We start from the raw sequence: 18666 nt of genomic DNA, 5'->3' as shown, positions 1-18666 counted from the left end.
TTTTTTCAGTGACGGTTGTAGTTGGGCGCGGCGGGGGGGCGGGGGCGCCCCCCCCCCACCACGAGGGGCACGACCCACGGTCGTGACCTACCGGCGGTGTAGCCACCGGTAGAGGACGGGCAGGACCAGCAGGGTGAGCAGCGTGGACGACACGATGCCGCCGATGACCACCGTCGCCAGTGGGCGCTGAACCTCCGAGCCGGCCCCGACGTTGAAGGCCATCGGCACGAAGCCCAGCGAGGCCACCAGGGCGGTCATCAGCACCGGGCGCAGGCGGCCGAGCGCGCCTTCGCGTACGGCGTCGTCCAGGCCCAGGCCGTTGTCACGCAGGCTGCGGACGAAGCTGATCATCACCAGGCCATTGAGCACGGCCACGCCGGAGAGCGCGATGAAGCCGACACCGGCGGAGATCGACAGCGGAATGCCACGCGCGGCCAGCGCGAGCACGCCGCCAGTGAGCGCCAACGGTACGCCACTGAACACGATGGCGGCGTCCTTGAGCGATCCGAACGCCCAGAACAACATCGCGAAGATCAACAACAGCGTCACCGGCACCACGATGGCCAGGCGTTGGCTGGCGGAGATCAGCTGCTCGAAGCTGCCGCCGTACTCCACCCAGTAGCCGTTGGGTACCTGCACGTTCTGGTTGATGGCCTGCTGCAGCTCGCCGACGAAACTGCCCAGGTCGCGGTCGCGCACATTGGCGGTGACCACAATGCGGCGCTTGCCGTTTTCGCGGTTGATCTGGTTCGGGCCTTCGCTGTTGGCCAGGGTCGCCAGCTCGCGCAGCGGCACGGTGCGGGCGCTGCCGCTGGTCCAGTTGCCAGTGCGGCTGGACTCGTCGGCATCGCCGCCGGCCAGTGCCGGCTCCAGCGACACCGGCAGGTCGGCGAGTGCAGCCGGATCCTGGCGCAGCGCCTCGGGCAGTCGCACCACGATGTCGAAACGTCGGTCACCCTCGAACAACTGCCCGGCCACCTGCCCACCGACGGCGGTGGCAACGGTGGACTGCACCTGCCCAGGGTTCAGCCCGTAACCGGCCAGCGCCGTGCGGTCGGGCGTGACGGTGAGCAGCGGAAGGCCGCTGGTTTCTTCCACACGGACGTCGGCCGCGCCGGGTACCTTGCTGGCCACGCTGGCAATGCGTCTGCCGACCGACAGCAACGTGTCCAGGTCATCGCCGAACACCATCACCGCCACGTCCGCACGGACACCGGAGATGAGTTCGTTGGTGCGCATCTGGATCGGCTGGGTGAACTCGTAGTTGTTGCCGGGCAGCTGCTCCACGGCTTTCTCGAGCTCGGCCAGCAGGGTGGCGCGCGGCTTGCGCGGATCGGGCCACTCCTTGCGGGGCTTCATCATGATGAAGGTGTCGGCCACCGAAGGCGGCATCGGGTCGGAGGCGACCTCCGGCGTGCCGATCTTGGAGAACACCTTGCTCACTTCCGGGAACTGCACCAGGCGGTTCTCGATGAGCTTCTGCATCTCCACCGACTGGGTCAGGCTGGTGCCGGGAATGCGCATGGCGTGCATGGCCACATCGCCTTCGTCCAGGTTCGGCACGAACTCGCTGCCCAAGCGCGTGGTGAGCAGGCCACAGCCCACCACCAGCACCAGCGCACCGCCCACAATCCAGCGACCGCGACGCAGAGCGAAGTCGAGCGCGGGTGCGTAACGGGTGCGCACCCAGGCCATCAGGCGGTTTTCCTTCTCCTGCACGCGGCCGCCGAGGAACAACGCGATCGCCGCCGGCACGAAGGTCAGCGCCAGCACCATCGCACCGGTGAGCGCCAGCACCACGGTGATCGCCATCGGGTGGAACATCTTTCCTTCGACTCCGCTGAGCGCGAAGATCGGCAGGTACACAGCGGTGATGATGCCCAGCCCGAACAGACTGGGGCGAATCACCTCTGCGGTGGCACTGGCGGTTTCGGCGAAACGCTCGGCCAGGGTCATGTCGCGGCCGAGCGCGTGCTGGCGTTCGCCGAAGCGACGCAGGCAGTTCTCGATGATGATCACCGCACCATCGACGATCAGGCCGAAGTCCAAGGCCCCCAGGCTCATCAGGTTGGCCGACACCCCACCCCGGGCCATCCCGGTGAGGGTGAACAGCATCGCCAGCGGAATCACCGCAGCGGTGATCAGCGCCGCGCGGAAGTTGCCGAGCAGCGCGAACAACACCACGATGACCAGCAGCGCACCTTCGACCAGGTTCTTGGCCACGGTCTGGATGGTGCGGTCGACGAGCGCGGTGCGGTCGTAGCTGGCGGTGACGGTAACGCCTTCGGGCAGGCTGCGCTGGGCCTGCTGCAGGCGCGCGGCCGCGGCCTGGGCGACGTCACGGCTGTTCGCGCCGATCAGCATGACCACCGTGCCCATCACCACTTCATGCCCGTTCTGGGTCGCCGCACCGCTGCGCAGCTCCGGCCCGTCCTTGACCTCGGCCACGTCATGCACGTGAATCGGCACACCCTCGCGCCGTGCCAGCACGATGTTGCCGATCTCCTCCAGATTGGCGACCTGGCCGGGGATACGCACCAGGAACTGCTGGCCGTTGCGCTCGATGTAGCCGGCTCCGACATTCTGGTTGTTGGTTTCCACCGCCTGGGCGACATCCTCCAGGGTGAAGCCCAGCGCGCGCAGGCGCGCCGGGTCCGGCGTGATGTGCACCTGCCGCTGGAAGCCGCCGATGGTGTTGACCTCGGTCACGCCGGGCACGTTGCGCAGCTGCGGGCGGATCACCCAGTCCTGCAGGGTGCGCAGATCGGTGGCGGTATACGGCGTGCCATCGGGTTTGAGCGCCTTGGGATCGGCGTCGATGGTGTACATGAAGATCTCACCGAGTCCGGTGGCGATCGGCCCCAGCTGCGGATCCAATCCAACCGGAATCTGCGATTTGACCTGCTGCAGGCGCTCGGCGACCTGCTGCCGGGCAAAGTAGATGTCCGTGCCGTCTTCAAACACCACGGTGACCTGCGACAGGCCGTAGCGCGACAGCGAGCGCACCTGGGACATGCGCGGCAGGCCGGCCATTACCGTTTCCACGGCGTAGGTGATGCGCTGTTCGGCTTCCAGCGGCGAGTAGCCCGGTGCTGCGGTGTTGATCTGCACCTGCACGTTGGTGATGTCGGGGGTGGCATCGATGGGCAGCTTGGTGAAGCTCCAGATGCCCACCGCGACCAGCGCCAGGGTCAGCGTCATCATCAGCCAGCGATGGGCGATGGACGCGCCGATGATGCGTTCAAGCAGGGGCGGACGCTCAGTGCTCATGCGCGGCCCCCGCCTTGCCGATGTCGGCCTTGATCACGTAGCTCTGTTCGATCACCACGTCTTCGCCGACGCTCAGGCCATCGGTGACCTCGGCGTTCTGCGCGTCACGCGCACCCAGCGTGACCGGGCGTGCGGTGTAGGTGTCGCCGGTGCGCACGAACACCACGTCCTTGCCTTCCAGGGTCTGCACGGCGGTCAGTGGCACGACCTGGGCCGCTGCGGTGGTGGCGACGACAATGCGTGCCTTGACTGCCGCACCCGGACGCCACAGGCCGTCGTCGTTGCGCAGCGAGGCGCGGGCGACGGTGCTCTGGCTGGCGGTGGCGGTGCCGGGCAGCACACGTTCCAGCGTGGTGGTCTGGCTGACGCCGTCGGTCATGCGTGAGACGGTGACCGGCACGCCAGCGGTGATGTGCTGGGTGTCGTTGCCGAAGATGTGCAGGTCGACCCACAGCGTGGACAGGTCGCCGATCTCGAACAACGGCGTGCCCTCGCCTGCGACGCCGCCGACCTGTGCCTGGCGGGCCAGCACCACGCCGCTGATCGGCGCGCTGACGGTATAGGTGGACAGGCTGAGATTGCTCTCGATGCTGGCCAGCACCTGCCCGGTGCTGACGGTGTCGCCGACATTGGCGCGCAGGCTGCGGATCGGTCCCGGGAAGCGCGCCATCACCTGTGCGACACGGCCATCGACGGGGGTGAGCAGCCCCTGCACGTCGTGTTCGTCGGCGATGGTGCCGGCGGCGACCGGGGCGACGCGGATGCCCGCTTGTTCGGCCATTGCGGCAGGAATGGTGGTGCGCTGCGGACCTTCGTCGTCGTGGCCGTCGCCGTGATCGGCGTCTTCGGTCGGACCGTGATCGTGGTCGGCTTCGGTGTCGGTGCTGCTGGCGGGCGGGGTGTCTTTGCTGCACCCACTGAGCGCGAACACCGCCAGCAGTACGGCTGCAGCGAGAACGGTGCGGGAGAGGGAAGCGGTCATGGGCGGTCCTCCGTGGACACGGCAACAGTCGTGGGCGTGGCGTCGCTGACCAGCAGGGTCTGACCGGTCAGGCGCTGGATTTCGATCAAGCCGGTCTGCGCGGCAATGGCGGCGTCGAGCTGGCGTTGCCGCGCCTCGATGCGCAGCGCCTGCAGCTGGGCCCATTCCATGTAGCTGATCGCACCCGCCCGCCACGCGGTTTCAGCGGCCTTTTCCGCCCGCTGCAACTGCGGCAGCACGTCGCGCGACAGCCGCGTGACCTCCAGACGTGCGGTCTGGTAGCGGCCGTGTGCTTCGGCGAGGGTGGCGTACAGCTGCAGTTCGCGCGCCTGGCGTTCAATGCCGGTCAGCGCGCGCTCGGCTTCGGCGGCGCGGATCTCCGGCGCGGCGCGGCGCACGCTTCCCAGCGGCACGCTGAAGCCGGCGACCAGCGCGGTGTCGCGGCTGTCGCGGCTGTTGCGTATGCCGACCTGCCAGTTGAAGTCCGGTCGGGCCTGGGTCCGTACCAGCTGCAACTGGGCATCACGGATGCGGCCCTCACCGGCCAGCACCGCCAGTTCCGGGGTGCCCTGCAGCAGGTCGGCCAACACACTGAGGTCCTGCAGCGCAGGCAGCTGCAGCGGGTCACCGCTGACACGCTGGAAATCCGGGCTGCGCTGCTGCCACAACGCGGCCAGCGCGATCTGCGCGGACTGCTGCATCTGCAGCGCGCGATCACGATCCAGCTCGGCCTGGGCCAGCTGCGCCTGCGCGGTGAGCAGCACCGATGCCGGCGAGGCACCGGCCTTCAGGCGCAGGCCTGCGGCAGCGACGGCGCGCCGTCGCTGTTCGATGTCGGTGCGGGCAATCTCCAGTTGCTGCGCGGACTGCGTCACGGCCAGATAGCGGCGCGCCACTTCAGCCATCAGGTCCAGCCGGGCGATCTCGCGCTGCGGAGCCAGCGCATCCAGATTGGCCTGCGCCAGTGTGCGGCGGGCGTCCAGCTTGCCACCGCGCTCAAGCACACCGGCGAGGGTGACGGTGAGTTCAGCGGCGTTGAAACCGCGCGCGGCTCCGGTACCGAGCGCATTTTCCAGATCCACACCCAACATCAGCGGTGGCGTCAGGCTGGCGGCGTCGCGGCGTGCTTCCAGGACCGGTCGTTGTGCGTCGACCAGACGCAGGTCCGGATGTTGGCGGGCGACGCGGGCGATGGCGTCGTCCAGGGTCAGTACGGGAGTCAGCGTGCCGGGAACCGGGCGTTCAGCGCTGCGTTCAACAGGGGTGACCGGCGTCGTGCCCTGCGCAAACGCGCACGGCACGAACACCAAGGCCGCAAAAGCGACCGCGTGTGTCCACATGGGAATCTCCAGATAGCAGTGAGGGTGAGCAGGCGCGGCAGGGGCCGCGTGGCATCAACCGGCTATCGGGGGGCGCAGCAGATTTTCCGGCGGCTGCGTACGCAGCGCATCATCCAGGCCGGTGGGAACGCCGTGCACCGGGACCCGCGGCAACTGCCAGCTGGGGGGTGCAAAGGCGAGCATGCCGCCCTGACCGTGGCAGTGACCGCAATGCACGAGTGCGTGCAGCAGGCGGCCACCGGCATCCTCGTCGTCATGGCCGTCGTCGTGTTCCTGCCCGGAGGCCGGATCTGACACGGCAGGATGATCTGCGTGCGACAGCGCGTGCAGGTCACCCAGCGCCGACGCCAGCGCGCCACCGGCGGTGCCGAGCAGCATCACCACCAGCATCAGCAGGCGGAGCGGCAGCGGGCAGCGGTGGCGCAGGCGGGACAGCATGGGCGGCAGGGTAACGGCCGGCGCTGCCGTTACACAATCGCAGCGCCGGCGTTGGTTCATGCCGGTGTGTACCGCGGAACTTCTTCCATGCGGCCGGCAAGGCTTTGGCGTAGATCATGGAGATCACGGAACTCACGCGACGGCGTTGAGCGGCTGTCGGAATCGGCCTCACCCGTCGGCTGCAGACGCAGCCCACCCGCCTCAGTGGGCACAATGCGGTGCGCAACCAGTCCGCGCGCGGCGGACCGATGCACCAGCAGCTGCTCACCGCTGTCGAGTTGAAGCAGCCGATAGGTTCCCGTGCGCGACAGATCGGCTCTGCACCCGGCAATGGCGGCGCGCCGCTGGTGGGCCGCCTGCGCCTGCCCGGCGCTGCACGGTTCAGGCGTGCTGTGCAGTCTGCACGTGCCCGGCATCGGCACCTTGAGCAGATAGTCGCACTGCATTTCTCCGCTGTTGACCAATGGCCCGGGCGGTACCGACCGGCCTGGGTCGAAGCCGGCGCGCAGCGAGTTGTTTTCCGCGGGATCGGCGTCTTCCACCCGCAGCGTCGCGATACCCAGGCGCGGTCCCACCCCGGCAATGCCGTTGGTGCTGCCGGCGCAACCATTGCTGAGCAGCGCCACCCAGCGTCGTACACCGGGCAGGTGCTCTCTCCCGCGCTGGTCGTGCGTGATGCGCTGCGCGGCGACATGGCTGAAGACCCGTGCACGCAGGTCGGCGGCGGTTTCGTAGGGTCCATCCAGTTCATCAGCGGCACCCTTGAGGTGATAGCTGGTCATCTGATCAAGCGCCACCACCCGCAGGCCGGTGCGACTGGCCGCGTCCAGCACCGCCGCATAGGTATGGCCGCCCTGTGCATCGGTCATGTGGGCGGCGTCGATCCCGCGCATGAAGTGCTGCAGTGCTTCGGGCTGCGTACCGGTGCGGTGCAGGGTGTTGAGGTAGGCCTGGTGCAGGTCGCACTGCAACTGGTCCAGATAGAGCGTATCGACGCCCAGCGCGCGCAGTACCGCCATGTTCTGGATCAGCAACTGCTTGCCGGCGCGGCCTACGTTGGCGTCGGCCACGATCAAGCCCGGGCCAGCGGTGAGCAGGCGGCGCAGGATCGCCGCCTGATCCTGGCATCCGTCCAGCGTCGGCGTGGTGATGCCGTCTGCTGGTGCGGCCACCGGCATCGCGCGCACCGCGGCCATCAGCGCCGTTCGTGTTCGGTAGAACAGCGCCTGGGCGTTCCGTTCCGGCTGCTCGCCCCTGAGCAGGTAGTCCGGGTCGAGCGCGCGCCGCGATTCGCGCAGCATCGCCTGCAATGTTCGGGCTTCCCTGGCCGGAATCAGATACGCGGCCAGTGGGTCCGGCGGTGCCGTGACCGTGCCGGCAGCCGCAGGCATGACGCCATTGCGGACGTCCTGCAGATGCGGCTGGCCTTCTGGCCGGCGCAGTTCGGGCAGCACGTCGCGCGGGGTGGACACCCGCATACGTTGTCGCAGCGCATTCAGCGCATCCAGCATGTTCACACTCCCGTGGTGGCGCGCGTCGGTAATGATCGCGCGCCATCCACGGTAGTGATCTGCATGGGTCAGACTGGGACGTGCATTCCGGAATCGATGGAATCCATCGATTCCGAAGCCATTGCCGACATCACGGTGCGCGACGCTCGGCGATGAACGCCTGGATCTGCTGCTCCAGCACCGGCAACGGCACCGAACCCTGCTTGAGCACGGCGTCGTGGAAGGCCTTGACGTCGAATCGGTCTCCCAGCTCCTTCTCCGCCTGGGCGCGCAGGCGCACGATGGCGATCTCACCCAGCTTGTAGCTCAGCGCCTGGCCCGGCCAGGAGATGTAGCGGTCCACTTCGGTGGTGACTTCATGCTCGCTCAGCGCGGTGTGGTCACGCAGGTAGGCAATGGCCTGCTCGCGGGTCCACCCCTTGTGATGGACGCCGGTGTCGATGACCAGACGCGCGGCACGCCACATTTCGTAGGTCAGCCGGCCGAAGTCTTCATACGGCGTTTCATAGATGCCCATCTCCACGCCCAGCTTTTCGCTGTACAGGCCCCAGCCTTCGCCATAGGCGGAGATGTAGGCGGTGCGGCGGAACTCGGGCTGCTCGCCCTGCTCGGCTGCCAGCGCGCCCTGCAGCGCATGGCCGGGATCGGACTCGTGCAGGGTCAGTGCGGGCAGGTTGTACAGCGGGCGCGCCGGCAGGTTGTAGGTGTTCACCCAGTAGGTGCCCATGCCGCCGCGACCGGCGGTCCAGAACGGCGCGATGTCCGGCGGCACCGGCACGATGGTGAAGCGCGCGCGCGGCAGGGTCATGTACTTGCCGATCACGCCGTCCACGCGCTTGGAGATCCAGGCGGCGCGGTGCAGCAGCTCGTCCGGGGTCTTGGCGTAGAACTGCGGGTCGGTGCGCAGGAAGGTGAGGAACTCCGCGAAGCTGCCCTTGAACTCCACCTGCTTGATGATGGTGTTCATCTCGGCCTGGATGCGCGCCACTTCCTTCAGCCCGATCTCGTGGATCTGCTGCGGGGTGAGGTCCAGCGTGGTGTATTCGTGGATCTGCTGCTGGTAGTAGGCTTTGCCGTCCGGCATGGCTTCGGCGGCCAGGGTGGTGCGCGCCTGCGGCACGTATTCGCCCAGGAAGAACGTACGCAGCTTGCCGAAGGCCGGCACCACGCTGTTGCTGATGGCCTGGCGCGCCTGCGCCTGCAGCTGCGCCTGCTCGGCCGCGGGAATGCTGGCCGGCAGCTTCTTGAACGGTGCGTACAGCGGCGACTGGGTCGGGTCCTTGAGGTCGGCGACGGTGCTGATGGCCACTTCGCGGCCGTCGAGCACGGCACGCGGCACGCTGAAGCCGCGCTTCAGGCCAGCACGCATGTTGTCGGTCTGCTGGTCGAAATAGCGCGGCACGTCATTCAGACGGGCGATGTAGTTGCGGTAGTCCTTGGCGGTCTTCATCTCCCGGCGCGCCATGAACGACAGGCTGGACCAGAACGAGGAATCCGAATTGAACGGCATTTCGTAGCCGCGCAGGCGTACTTCGGCGGCCAGGTTGAAGACCTGGTCACGGTAGATCGCATAGTTGACCTGGTTGGCGGGCGACAGCGCCTTGACGTCGACCTTGGCCAGCTGCGCCAGCACGTCATCCCAGACCTTCAGGCGGGCCTGCTGGGCGGCGGCCCCGACATCCGGCATGCGGGTGGCGTTGGCCGGACCGTCGGCGTCTTCGCTGGCTTCACCCCCGCCGGCCTGGCGCCAGGCCCATTCCTTCTCATAGATGGCGCGGAAAGCGGCATCGGCAGGCGATTCGGCGGCAACACTGGCGGGGGCGGCAATGGCCGCGGGGGGTGCGGCGCAGGCGGCGACCGGCAGGGACAGGGCGAGCAGCAGGGCAACAGACAGACGGGTATTCACGCAGACGGGTTCCCGGGGAAGGCGAACCCCGATCATGGCACCCCGGATTCAGGAGGACATGTATCGAACGTCCTAGACACGCAGCGCCGGGCCCTGCCCGGCTGACGGTCTAATGCTCTGCGCGGTCGCGCTTCCAGCCGCGATGCTTGATGTCCAGGTGCAGGCTGTAGAGGGCGGTGAAGGCCGGGAACAGGTTCTGCAGCACCCCGACCGAGTCCTGCTTGGCCGAGAACAGGAAGTAGCTCAGGGTCATCAGGCTGCCGACCACGCTCATGTACCAGAACAGCCGCGGGATCACCGGCTTGCCGGCGCGGCGCGAGGCGATGAACTGGACCAGCCAGCGCCCGCCGAACATCAACGCACCGGTGTATCCGATGAGCTTCCAGCCGGTGACATGCAAGCCGGTCCAGAACAGCCAGGTGATGGGTTGGTCCAGCCAGTGCAGTTCCATCAGCGTTCTTCCACGGCGGTGCGCCGGCTGCGGGTGATCAGCCAGGCGACCCCACGCAGGTCACGAATGCCGACCAGCGCGCGGCCCAGGTTGTTGTACTTGGACACCCCGGCGGTTCGATGGCGATGATTGACCGGCACGCTCACCGTCTGCCAGCCGGCACGCTGCATCAGCGCGGGCAGGTAGCGGTGCATGTGGTCGAAATACGGCAGGTCGAGAAAGGCACCGCGATCAAACAGCTTGATGCCGCAGCCGGTGTCCGGGGTGTCGTCGCGCAGCATGCGCGCCCGGATGGCGTTGGCCCATTTGCTGGCCCAGCGCTTGCTGCCGCTGTCCTGACGGTGGACGCGCCAGCCCGCGAACAGCTTGACCGTGGGTTGCGCACCGTCGCGCGCCGCCAGCAGGCGCGGAATGTCGGCGGGGTCGTTCTGGCCGTCGCCGTCCAGGGTGGCGATCCACGGCGCGCGTGCCGCCTTGACCCCCGTGCGAACCGCTGTGCTCTGGCCGCTCTGGGTCACGTGGTGCAGCACGCGCAGTTCCGGCGTGGTGGCTTTTAGAGCGGTGAGCACGGCCAGGGTGTCGTCGCGCGAATGGTCATCCACGTAGACGATCTCGAACGCCACACGACCGCGCAGGGCGGCGGTGATCTCGTCGATCAGGGGCTGGACGTTGTCACGTTCATTGAAGACCGGGACGACGACCGACAGCAGGGGTTCGCTCATGATCGGGCTCTGCGGAAGGGCAGGACGTTGAAAGTCCGGGCATTCTCCGCAGCCGAGGTTATCCGAAGATGAATACCCGGAAGGGGATCAGGCGCGGTCGCCGAAATAGTCCCGGCACCACGCGACCACGGGCGGCAACCCGCGCTCGATGGGCGTGGCCGGTTCATAGCCAAAAGCGTCATGGGCGCGACGGGTGTCGGCCATGGTGCGGACCATGTCGCCGGGCTGCATCGGCTTGTAGACCTTGTGCGCCGTGCGTCCGGCGGCGGTCTCGATGATGCCGATGAACTGCTCCAGCTCGATCGGGGTGTGGTTGCCGAGGTTGAATACACGGTGCGGCACGTCCTCGCTGGACGGATGCGCCAGCGCGCCGAGGATACCGCTCACGATGTCGGAAACATGTGTGAAATCGCGCTGCATCTTTCCTTCGTTGAACACCTCGATCGGCCGGCCGGCCAGCACCGCGCGCGAGAACAGCAGCGGGGCCATGTCCGGTCGACCCCAGGGGCCATACACGGTGAAGAAGCGCAGGCCGGTGGCACGCAGACCGTACAGCTGGGCATACGTGTAGGCCATCAGCTCATTGGCGGCCTTGGTGGCGGCATACAGCGAGCGCGGACGGTCGATGCGCTGGTCTTCGGAGAACGGCGGGGTGGCCGAGTCGCCATAGACCGAGCTGCTGGAGGCATACACCAGGTGCTGCACGCCACGATGTCGGCACAGCTCGAGCATGTTGACGAAGCCCGCCAGGTTGCTGTCCACGTAGGCGTGGGGATTCTGCAACGAATAACGCACGCCGGCCTGGGCGGCGAGGTGGATCACGGCGGTGGGCTGCACCTCGTCGAACAGCGCGGCCAGACCCTCACGGTCGGTCAGGTCCAGCGCGCGGATGTCCACGTCCGGGCACAGCGCGGCCACGCGGTCACGCTTGATCTGCGGGTCGTAGTAGTCGTTGTAGTTGTCGAGGCCGACCACGTCTTCGCCCCGTTCAACCAGGGCGCGGCAGGTGTTGGCCCCAATGAAGCCAGCGGCACCGGTGACGAGAATGGTCATGCGATCAGTCAACCCTTGCGGGCGCGCAGCTTTTCCAGCACGCCGTCCAGGGTGTCCAGGTCGGTGTAGTGGATGATCAGTTTGCCCTTGCCGCCGCGACCGTGGTTGATCGCCACGCGGGCACCCAGCGATTCGGACAGCTCGGTTTCCAGCGAGGCGATGTCGGCCTGCGGCGCACCAGCGCTGGGCTTCTTGCGCAGCGCGCTGGGTACCTTGCCGGCCGCGAACTGCTGGGCGCGGTGTTCCACCTCACGCACCGACCAGCCCTGGTCAGCTGCTTCCTGCGCCAGCTTGCTGGCCAGTTCCGGAGCCAAGGTCAGCAACGCGCGGGCATGGCCCATTTCCAGGCGGCGGCTTTCCAGCAGCACCCGGATGGCGACCGGCAGCTCCAGCAGGCGCAGCAGGTTGGACACCGCCGCACGCGAACGGCCCACTGCCTGCGCGGCTTCGGCATGGGTGAGGGTGAATTCGGAGATCAGCCGCTGCAGTGCTTCGGCCTCTTCGAGCGGGTTGAGGTCTTCGCGCTGGATGTTCTCGATCAGCGCCATCGCGATGACGGTGCGGTCTTCCAGCTCGCGCACCACCACCGGCACTTCGTCCAGCCCGGCCAGCTGCGAGGCGCGCCAGCGGCGTTCGCCGGCCACGATCTCATAGCTGTCAGCAGCCAGCTGGCGCACCAGGATCGGCTGGATCACGCCCTGTGCCTTGATCGACTCGGCCAGCTCATCCAGCTTGGTCGGGTCCATCTCGCGGCGCGGCTGGTACTTGCCCGGCTGCAGCTGCTTCACCGGCAGCTTGCGCAGCACCTCACCCGGCAGCGGTTCGACCACGGCGGTGGCCTGCTGCACCTGGGTGACCGCGCCCTTGGGCCCGAGCAGGGCGTCGAGGCCACGGCCGAGGCCGCGTTTCTTGCCGAGGGCGGGCTTGCTGGTCATCAGACGGTCTCCATGGCCGTGCCGGCCGTGTTGCGTTGGTGGTTGCGGCGGATGATCTCGCCGGCCAACCCGAGGTAGGCCACGCCGCCGCGCGAGGCGCGGTCGTAGCCGACGATGCTCTGCCCATGGCTGGGCGCTTCGGCCAGGCGCACGTTGCGCGGCACGATGGTGCGGAACACACGGTCGCCGAAGTGCTCGGTGAGCTCGGCCGAGACCGCGTTGGCGAGGTTGTTGCGCACGTCGAACATGGTGCGCAGCACGCCTTCGATTTCCAGCGTGGGATTGAGGCTGGCACGCAGCGCTTCGATGGTTTCGACCAGCGCGCTCAGACCTTCCAGCGCGTAGTACTCGCACTGCATCGGCACGATCACCGAGTGCGCGGCAGCCAAGGCGTTCAGGGTCAGCAGCGACAGCGCCGGCGGGCAGTCGATCAGGATGAAGTCGTACTGGTCGGCAATCGGGGCCAGCGCACGCTTGAGGCGCTGCTCGCGCTCGCCCTGGTCCATCAGCTGGATCTCGGCGGCGGTCAGGTCGATGTTGCCCGGCAGCAGGTCGTAGCCTTCCGGCGCGGTCACCCGTACCTGTTCGGCGGTGGCTTCACCCAGCAGCAGGTCGCAGGTGGAGGCGACGACTTCGCGCTTGTCCACGCCACTGCCCATGGTCGCGTTGCCCTGCGAATCGAGGTCGACCAGCAGCACGCGCTTGGGCGCAGCAGCCAGGGCAGCGGCCAGATTGACGGCGGTCGTGGTCTTGCCGACGCCACCTTTCTGGTTGGCGATGGCGATGATGCGGGCCATGCAGGTGAGCCTCATCGGCAGGGAGTGGGACTGGTCATTATGCGTATAAGGGGCGTGTCATGCACTGTGAGATGCGCCGGAAGGGCCTTGCGACCCGCCCGACGGCGGCTCACGGGCCGGCCACCACGACCAGGTGACGCTCACCGGTCAGGCCCGGCACATGCAGTGGCAGCACGGTTTCCACGGTCCAGCCGGACGGCAGCTGGGCGATCTCGTCATGCGGGTAAACGCCCTTCATGGCCAGCAGACGGCCACCCGGGCGCAGCAGGTGTCCACCGACCTCGATGATGCCGGCCAGGGTGTCCATGGCGCGGGCGGTGAGATTGTCATACGCACCCGGTTCGTCCAGCGCCTCGGCGCGTGACTCGGCCACCCGGGCGTTGGTCAGGCCGAGCTGGCGCACGGCTTCGCGCATGAAGCGCGCCTTCTTGCCGTTGCTTTCGACCAGGGTGACCTGCAGCTGCGGGCGGGCAATGGCCAGCGGAATCCCGGGCAACCCGGGACCGGTGCCGAGGTCGGCCAGGGTGCCGGACTCCAGATGCGGCTGCATCGCCAGCGAGTCGAGCAGATGACGGGTGACCATCTCCAGCGGGTCGCGGATCGCGGTCAGGTTGTAGGTCTTGTTCCAGCGGTCGAGCAGGGTCAGGTACTGCAGCAGCGGCGCGGCCAGGGCGGCATCGAGCTGCATCGCGGCCAGGCCGCGCTCGAGCGCGTCGGCCACGCCGGGGGGAAGGGTGTGTGCGGTCATGCCGGCATTATCGCAGGGATTGCCCGGGTGCCGGCCGCGCTCAGCGCACGTACCAGGCGAGCGCAGCGCGAAAGTCGGGAGCGGCCTGCCATTCGTGCAGGTGCCAGCGGCTGGCCGGCCCCAGTTCCGGATCGCACCAGGCCAGATGCAGGGCTCCATCGGTCGCTGGAGCCAGCTGCAGCCGGTGCAGCCCGAACGAGATGCCCTGCCCCTGTGCCTTGAGCAGCGCCTCCTTGGCGCACCAGACCCGGAAGAACCAGTGGTTCAGGCCGGCGTCGTCCAGGCCGAGCAGCCACTCGACCTCGGTCGGGTGGAAGAAGCGTTCGGTGATCTCGCGCATGCGCGGCCGCGGCCGCAGCGGTTCCAGGTCCACGCCGAGGCGGACGCCCTCGCCCAGCGCCACCAGCAGCAGGCCATGGCTGTGGCTCCAGCCGGTGCCGAGATGGGCCAGGTGGCCGTCGAGCTCGGGCCGGCCACGTTCGTCGCGCACCAGCGGCAGGTCGTCGGGCTGGCCGCCCAGATGTTCGGCCAGCAACCGCCGCGCCTGCGGCTCGCCGCGGGTGCCGTGGGCATGGGGCAGCCGCCAGACCGTGACCGGGCCGAAGCGCCAGGGTCCTTCGAGGGTGGCCGGCAGGCTCATGCGAATGCGTTGTGGGGGCGATTGCACGGCAACTTCACGGCATCTGCCGTCAACTTGCGCCGTCGCACCGACAAACCGGGAGTCAAGATCATGGGCATCATCATCTGGCTGATCGTAGGTGGCGTGGTGGGCTGGCTGGCCAGCATCATCATGCGCCGCGATGCACAGCAGGGCATCATCCTCAACATCGTGGTCGGTATTGTCGGCGCGTTGATCGCCGGCTGGCTGTTTGGCGGTGGCATCAACGAGGCGATCACCATTCGCACGTTCCTGTTCTCGCTGATCGGCGCGGTGATTCTGCTGGCGATAGTGAATCTCTTCACCAGGAAGAGCATCCGGTAGGTAACGCCCGTTGGTCGTTACGTTGACCTGTAGGTAACGACCAACGGTCGTTACCTACCCTTAGCCCAGTTCCACCCACGCCGGCGCGTGGTCACTCGGCCGGTCCCAGGTGCGCGGTTCGCGATCAATGCCAGCGGCCACGGTGCGCGCCTTCAACGCATCAGAAACCAGATTCAGGTCGATGCGCAGGCCCAGGTTGCGACGGAAGCCAGCCGCGCGGTAGTCCCACCAGCTGAATACCCCGTCCTCGTCATTGTGCAGGCGGAAGGCATCGTGCAGGCCCAGCTGCTGCAGCTTGTGCAGCGCACCGCGCTCGGCGGTGGAAGTGAGAATGTGGTTCTCGTTCCACACCAGCGGGTCGTGAGTGTCGCGGCCTTCCGGGGCGATGTTGAAGTCGCCCATCACGATCAGTTCCGGGTACTTCTTCAGTTCATCGGCGACCCATCCGTGCACGGCCTCCAGCCAGCGCAGCTTGTACTCGTACTTGTCGGTGCCGATGTCCTGCCCGTTGACCACGTACAGGTTGATGATGCGCACACCGTTGACCGTGCCGGCAATGGCGCGCTTCTGCTCGTCCTCAAAGCCGGGAATGCCGATCTGCACGTCCTGCGCCGGTTCGCGCGACAGCAGCGCCACGCCGTTGTAGGTCTTCTGCCCGGCAAACACGCTGCGGTAGCCCAGCCCGGCCAGTACCGCGTCGGGGAACTTGTGGTCTTCCATCTTGGTTTCCTGGATGCCGACAACATCCGGGGCGAAGGCAGTGAGCCACTGTTCCAGGTGCGGCAGGCGCACGTTGAGCGAATTGACGTTCCAGGAGGCGATTTTCATGGGGGCATTGTAGCGGCCCTGATCCGCGGCGGCGCTACCGGTCTGGCGGCCACTGCCGGGCGGCGTGAAGCACTCGGAGAATTCGTACGGTCGCCTCGTCCTCGGCGTAGACGACGATGTAGTTTGAGCGGACCACCACCTCCCGTGTGCCGTCGACCCGTCCGGCCCGGTGCATCTTCGGAAACTCCTGTAGCCTCATCGCAGCGGAGTTGATGTCATTCATCAGCCACTGCGCCGCGTCGGGATTGTCCTCGGCGATGTAACTGACAATCTCCAACAGGTCCCCACGCGCCGCTTGCGACCATTCAAGTTCGTGCACGTCGCTTCCTGTCGATGACTGCCTGCGCTTCGTTGATTACCTGCTGGTGCGGCGACGCCGGCCGGGGATCGGCCAATGCCTCCTGAACCTTGGCCCGGAACCATTTGTCATGGGCCTCCGGGTCTGCAGTGAGTCCGGCGGGCAGCCCGCCTTCCTTGATGATGCGGGTGAGTAAAATCCGCACGGCATCCGAGACGGTCAGACCGACGTTGGCCAGCATCTCAGTCGCATCTGCTTTCAGCTTCTCGTCCACTCGAATGTGCAGCATGGAGGTCTGGGCAGCCATCGTCGTCGTCCTGGGGGATGAAGGGCATAGACTGTATCTCAAATGAGATACAGTCAAGCAGCTCCCGGGGACGCATCCGGTTTAGCGCACCAGCAGCTTCAGCAGCCCTGCGATCTTTGAATACGGCGGCTTCAGCCGGTCGCTGGCGGCCCAGCGCGACTGGTAGAGGATCGGCAGCAGCTTGCTCATGGCGTCGAAGCCGGCGCGGCCGTGATAGGCCCCCATGCCACTGGGCCCTACCCCGCCGAATGGCAGGCCGTTGATGGCGAAGTGCAGCAGGGTGTCGTTGACGGTGACGCCGCCGGCTACCACCTGGCCGAGCACCTGCTCGACCGGCTCGCGCCGCTCGCTGAACACGTACAAAGCCAGCGGGCGATCACGGGTCTGGATGTCGGCAATGGCTGCATCCAGATCCGGATACGCGCAGACCGGCAGGATCGGACCGAAGATCTCCTCGCGCATCAGATCCAGGTCGGCGGGCGGGTCGAGCACCACCGTGGGGGGGATCAGCCGTTCGCGGTCGGCGCGGTCGCGGTCGATGTGGGCCAGTTCCAGCACCGGCACGCCGCGTTCGCGCGCCTGCGCCAGATAGCCCTGCAGTCGCTGGTACTGGCCTTCATTGATGATGCGGGTGTAGTCAGACGGATCACGGAAATCGCCATAGCGCGCCTGCACCTGGGTCTGCAGCTGCTGCACGAGTTCGCGCTGACGGCGGCTGTCGATCAGCACGTAATCCGGGGCGATGCAGGTCTGGCCGGCGTTGAACCACTTGCCGGTGGCCAGCCGTGCGGCGGCCTTGTCCAGCGCGTAATCGCTGCAGACGATGGCCGGCGACTTGCCGCCCAGCTCCAGCGTCAGCGGGGTCAGGTTCGGCGCGGCGGCCGCCATCACCTTGCGGCCGACCGCCGTGGAGCCGGTGAACACCAGATGGTCGAGTGCCGCCCCAGCCACGGCCGCGGCCAGCGCGGCGCCGCCCTGCACCACTGCCACGCGGTCGCTTGGGAATACGTCGGCCAGGAGTGACTGCAGGAAGGCACTGGTGCGTGGGCTGTGCTCGGATGGCTTGAGCAGCACGTGATTGCCGGCGGCAATCGCGGTGGCCAACGGAATCAGGGCGAGATTCACCGGGTAGTTCCAGGGCGAGATCACCCCGATCACGCCCAGCGGTACCGGACGCAGCTGCGCCTTTGCCGGCCAGAAGCGCCAGCCGACGCCGACCCGGCGCGGCTTTGCGTAGGCACGCAGGTGCTTGAGCAGATGGTCGATCTCACCGAGCACGGTCATGCCGTCGGCGATCAGCGATTCATGGTGCGAACGGTGGCCGAAGTCGGCGGCGATGGCTTCGGCCATTTCCGGCAGGCGTGCCTTGAGCGCGCTGCGCAGGCGTTGCAGGTCATCGCGGCGCTGGTCCAGTGACGGACGGTTGGCCTGCCAGGCCTGGCGCAGTGTGGCGACTAGGGCGGGGAGCGCGTCGGGTGAGGTCATGGCGTCGGTCATGTGCGGGAATATATCAATGCGCGCGTCAGGGTCCGCGAAGCCACGCAGGGCGTGGCTCTACGGTCCGGAAGCGCCCATCTGGCCGGGTGTCGCCTGAGCGGCGACACTCCACTGACCAGCCGGTGAAGGAGCGAGCATGACTTCTAATAGGCGATGGGGTCAGAGAATGAGCACAGGCGAAATCAATACCCTCAATAATTTGATGTCCAAGGCCGTGACCGTTCGGCGCTCTGAGGATCAAATCAGCGTCGAGACCGAAGACGGTTGGTCGCTGCACATCTATAACGCGGTCACACTCAGCGGGATGGAGGTGATTGAGCCATCAGATGGCACCTTACTTCGATTGGTGTTCGACGACTATGTGCAGGACGAATCCACTCTCAGCCTGAAGTTTCGTGGCGGCGGACTCATAACCATCGATATGAGTGACAACGGCTACTCCGGACCAGAGGCTATGCAACTGAACGGACCCGACGGAAGCATCGTGATCTGGAACTAAGCCGGCAGGCGCGCCTTGAGCGCGTTGCGCGCGTCAGCGTCCGCGAAGCCACGCAGGGCGTGGCTCTACGGTCTGGAGCCAGCGTAGAGCCACGCCCTGCGT

At 67.2% G+C, this 18666-nt stretch carries 19 protein-coding genes; 2 read left to right on the top strand and 17 right to left on the bottom strand.

The window, feature by feature from the left end; translation table 11 throughout:
* Positions 1-87: 87 nt before the first annotated feature.
* The 13 genes from QMX83_RS12975 to QMX83_RS12915 form a co-directional block, all read right to left on the bottom strand.
* A complete protein-coding gene (locus QMX83_RS12975) occupies positions 88-3249 on the bottom strand; it encodes a CusA/CzcA family heavy metal efflux RND transporter (protein ID WP_282297058.1) in 3162 nt (1053 codons plus the stop codon).
* 10 nt (positions 3250-3259) lie between these two features.
* Positions 3260-4252, bottom strand: coding sequence for an efflux RND transporter periplasmic adaptor subunit (locus QMX83_RS12970; RefSeq protein ID WP_282297057.1), 993 nt, complete (start codon positions 4250-4252; stop codon positions 3260-3262).
* Positions 4249-5592 (bottom strand): TolC family protein, encoded by a 1344-nt coding sequence (locus tag QMX83_RS12965; protein ID WP_282297056.1) that lies wholly within the window; start codon positions 5590-5592, stop codon positions 4249-4251. The genes QMX83_RS12970 and QMX83_RS12965 overlap by 4 nt, the downstream gene beginning before the upstream one ends.
* 54 nt (positions 5593-5646) lie before the next feature.
* A complete protein-coding gene (locus QMX83_RS12960) occupies positions 5647-6030 on the bottom strand; it encodes a DUF2946 family protein (protein WP_282297055.1) in 384 nt (127 codons plus the stop codon).
* Between the two features lie 56 nt (positions 6031-6086).
* A complete protein-coding gene (locus QMX83_RS12955) occupies positions 6087-7541 on the bottom strand; it encodes a membrane-targeted effector domain-containing toxin (RefSeq protein ID WP_282297054.1) in 1455 nt (484 codons plus the stop codon).
* 130 nt (positions 7542-7671) lie between these two features.
* Positions 7672-9447, bottom strand: a complete 1776-nt coding sequence (locus QMX83_RS12950) for a DUF885 family protein (RefSeq protein ID WP_282297053.1) — start codon at positions 9445-9447, stop codon at positions 7672-7674.
* A gap of 109 nt (positions 9448-9556) precedes the next feature.
* Positions 9557-9898 (bottom strand): lipid-A-disaccharide synthase N-terminal domain-containing protein, encoded by a 342-nt coding sequence (locus QMX83_RS12945; RefSeq protein WP_282297052.1) that lies wholly within the window; start codon positions 9896-9898, stop codon positions 9557-9559.
* Positions 9898-10620, bottom strand: coding sequence for a glycosyltransferase family 2 protein (locus tag QMX83_RS12940; RefSeq protein ID WP_282297051.1), 723 nt, complete (start codon positions 10618-10620; stop codon positions 9898-9900). Before QMX83_RS12940 ends, QMX83_RS12945 begins: the two co-directional genes overlap by 1 nt.
* Positions 10621-10707: 87 nt before the next feature.
* Positions 10708-11673 (bottom strand): SDR family NAD(P)-dependent oxidoreductase, encoded by a 966-nt coding sequence (locus QMX83_RS12935; RefSeq protein ID WP_282297050.1) that lies wholly within the window; start codon positions 11671-11673, stop codon positions 10708-10710.
* 8 nt (positions 11674-11681) lie between these two features.
* On the bottom strand, positions 11682-12608 hold the full coding sequence (locus tag QMX83_RS12930; RefSeq protein ID WP_282297049.1) for a ParB/RepB/Spo0J family partition protein: 927 nt from the start codon (positions 12606-12608) through the stop codon (positions 11682-11684).
* A complete protein-coding gene (locus tag QMX83_RS12925; RefSeq protein ID WP_282297048.1) occupies positions 12608-13405 on the bottom strand; it encodes a ParA family protein in 798 nt (265 codons plus the stop codon). Before QMX83_RS12925 ends, QMX83_RS12930 begins: the two co-directional genes overlap by 1 nt.
* A gap of 109 nt (positions 13406-13514) precedes the next feature.
* Positions 13515-14153 carry a 16S rRNA (guanine(527)-N(7))-methyltransferase RsmG gene (rsmG, locus tag QMX83_RS12920; protein ID WP_282297047.1) on the bottom strand — a complete coding sequence of 213 codons (639 nt, stop codon included), beginning with the start codon at positions 14151-14153 and terminating at the stop codon, positions 13515-13517.
* Between the two features lie 40 nt (positions 14154-14193).
* Positions 14194-14793: a 4'-phosphopantetheinyl transferase superfamily protein gene (locus QMX83_RS12915; protein WP_282297046.1), complete on the bottom strand. Its 600-nt coding sequence runs from the start codon at positions 14791-14793 to the stop codon at positions 14194-14196.
* Between the two features lie 90 nt (positions 14794-14883).
* Between QMX83_RS12915 and QMX83_RS12910 the strand changes: the two genes are divergently transcribed.
* Positions 14884-15135, top strand: coding sequence for a GlsB/YeaQ/YmgE family stress response membrane protein (locus tag QMX83_RS12910; protein ID WP_108754901.1), 252 nt, complete (start codon positions 14884-14886; stop codon positions 15133-15135).
* Positions 15136-15195: 60 nt separating this feature from the next.
* Here QMX83_RS12910 and xth read toward each other — a convergent pair whose 3' ends face one another.
* The 4 genes from xth to QMX83_RS12890 form a co-directional block, all read right to left on the bottom strand.
* Positions 15196-15963 carry an exodeoxyribonuclease III gene (gene xth, locus QMX83_RS12905; RefSeq protein WP_282297045.1) on the bottom strand — a complete coding sequence of 256 codons (768 nt, stop codon included), beginning with the start codon at positions 15961-15963 and terminating at the stop codon, positions 15196-15198.
* Positions 15964-15997: 34 nt separating this feature from the next.
* Complete coding sequence (locus tag QMX83_RS12900) at positions 15998-16282, bottom strand: type II toxin-antitoxin system RelE/ParE family toxin (protein WP_282297044.1); 285 nt, start codon at positions 16280-16282, stop codon at positions 15998-16000.
* Positions 16269-16568, bottom strand: coding sequence for a type II toxin-antitoxin system RelB/DinJ family antitoxin (locus QMX83_RS12895; protein ID WP_282297043.1), 300 nt, complete (start codon positions 16566-16568; stop codon positions 16269-16271). Before QMX83_RS12895 ends, QMX83_RS12900 begins: the two co-directional genes overlap by 14 nt.
* An 81-nt stretch (positions 16569-16649) precedes the next feature.
* Positions 16650-18065 (bottom strand): coniferyl aldehyde dehydrogenase, encoded by a 1416-nt coding sequence (locus tag QMX83_RS12890; RefSeq protein ID WP_282297042.1) that lies wholly within the window; start codon positions 18063-18065, stop codon positions 16650-16652.
* A gap of 166 nt (positions 18066-18231) precedes the next feature.
* Between QMX83_RS12890 and QMX83_RS12885 the strand changes: the two genes are divergently transcribed.
* Positions 18232-18564, top strand: coding sequence for a hypothetical protein (locus QMX83_RS12885; RefSeq protein WP_282297041.1), 333 nt, complete (start codon positions 18232-18234; stop codon positions 18562-18564).
* The last annotated feature ends 102 nt before the right edge of the window (positions 18565-18666 follow it).

It is taken from the genome of Stenotrophomonas sp. PS02289, from assembly GCF_029960115.1.
GTDB lineage: Bacteria > Pseudomonadota > Gammaproteobacteria > Xanthomonadales > Xanthomonadaceae > Stenotrophomonas.
Note: the sequence above shows the minus strand (reverse complement) of the source record. Positions and strands in the feature narration are given on the sequence as shown.

Coding starts and splice junctions, on each gene's coding strand:
- QMX83_RS12970 (WP_282297057.1), bottom strand. CDS start 4,252: ATGACCGCTTCCCTCTCCCGCACCGTTCTCGCTGCAGCCGTACTGCTG.
- QMX83_RS12965 (WP_282297056.1), bottom strand. CDS start 5,592: ATGTGGACACACGCGGTCGCTTTTGCGGCCTTGGTGTTCGTGCCGTGC.
- QMX83_RS12960 (WP_282297055.1), bottom strand. CDS start 6,030: ATGCTGTCCCGCCTGCGCCACCGCTGCCCGCTGCCGCTCCGCCTGCTG.
- QMX83_RS12955 (WP_282297054.1), bottom strand. CDS start 7,541: ATGCTGGATGCGCTGAATGCGCTGCGACAACGTATGCGGGTGTCCACC.
- QMX83_RS12945 (WP_282297052.1), bottom strand. CDS start 9,898: ATGGAACTGCACTGGCTGGACCAACCCATCACCTGGCTGTTCTGGACC.
- QMX83_RS12940 (WP_282297051.1), bottom strand. CDS start 10,620: ATGAGCGAACCCCTGCTGTCGGTCGTCGTCCCGGTCTTCAATGAACGT.
- QMX83_RS12935 (WP_282297050.1), bottom strand. CDS start 11,673: ATGACCATTCTCGTCACCGGTGCCGCTGGCTTCATTGGGGCCAACACC.
- QMX83_RS12930 (WP_282297049.1), bottom strand. CDS start 12,608: ATGACCAGCAAGCCCGCCCTCGGCAAGAAACGCGGCCTCGGCCGTGGC.
- QMX83_RS12925 (WP_282297048.1), bottom strand. CDS start 13,405: ATGGCCCGCATCATCGCCATCGCCAACCAGAAAGGTGGCGTCGGCAAG.
- rsmG (WP_282297047.1), bottom strand. CDS start 14,153: ATGACCGCACACACCCTTCCCCCCGGCGTGGCCGACGCGCTCGAGCGC.
- QMX83_RS12915 (WP_282297046.1), bottom strand. CDS start 14,793: ATGAGCCTGCCGGCCACCCTCGAAGGACCCTGGCGCTTCGGCCCGGTC.
- QMX83_RS12910 (WP_108754901.1), top strand. CDS start 14,884: ATGGGCATCATCATCTGGCTGATCGTAGGTGGCGTGGTGGGCTGGCTG.
- xth (WP_282297045.1), bottom strand. CDS start 15,963: ATGAAAATCGCCTCCTGGAACGTCAATTCGCTCAACGTGCGCCTGCCG.
- QMX83_RS12895 (WP_282297043.1), bottom strand. CDS start 16,568: ATGGCTGCCCAGACCTCCATGCTGCACATTCGAGTGGACGAGAAGCTG.
- QMX83_RS12890 (WP_282297042.1), bottom strand. CDS start 18,065: ATGACCGACGCCATGACCTCACCCGACGCGCTCCCCGCCCTAGTCGCC.
- QMX83_RS12885 (WP_282297041.1), top strand. CDS start 18,232: ATGAGCACAGGCGAAATCAATACCCTCAATAATTTGATGTCCAAGGCC.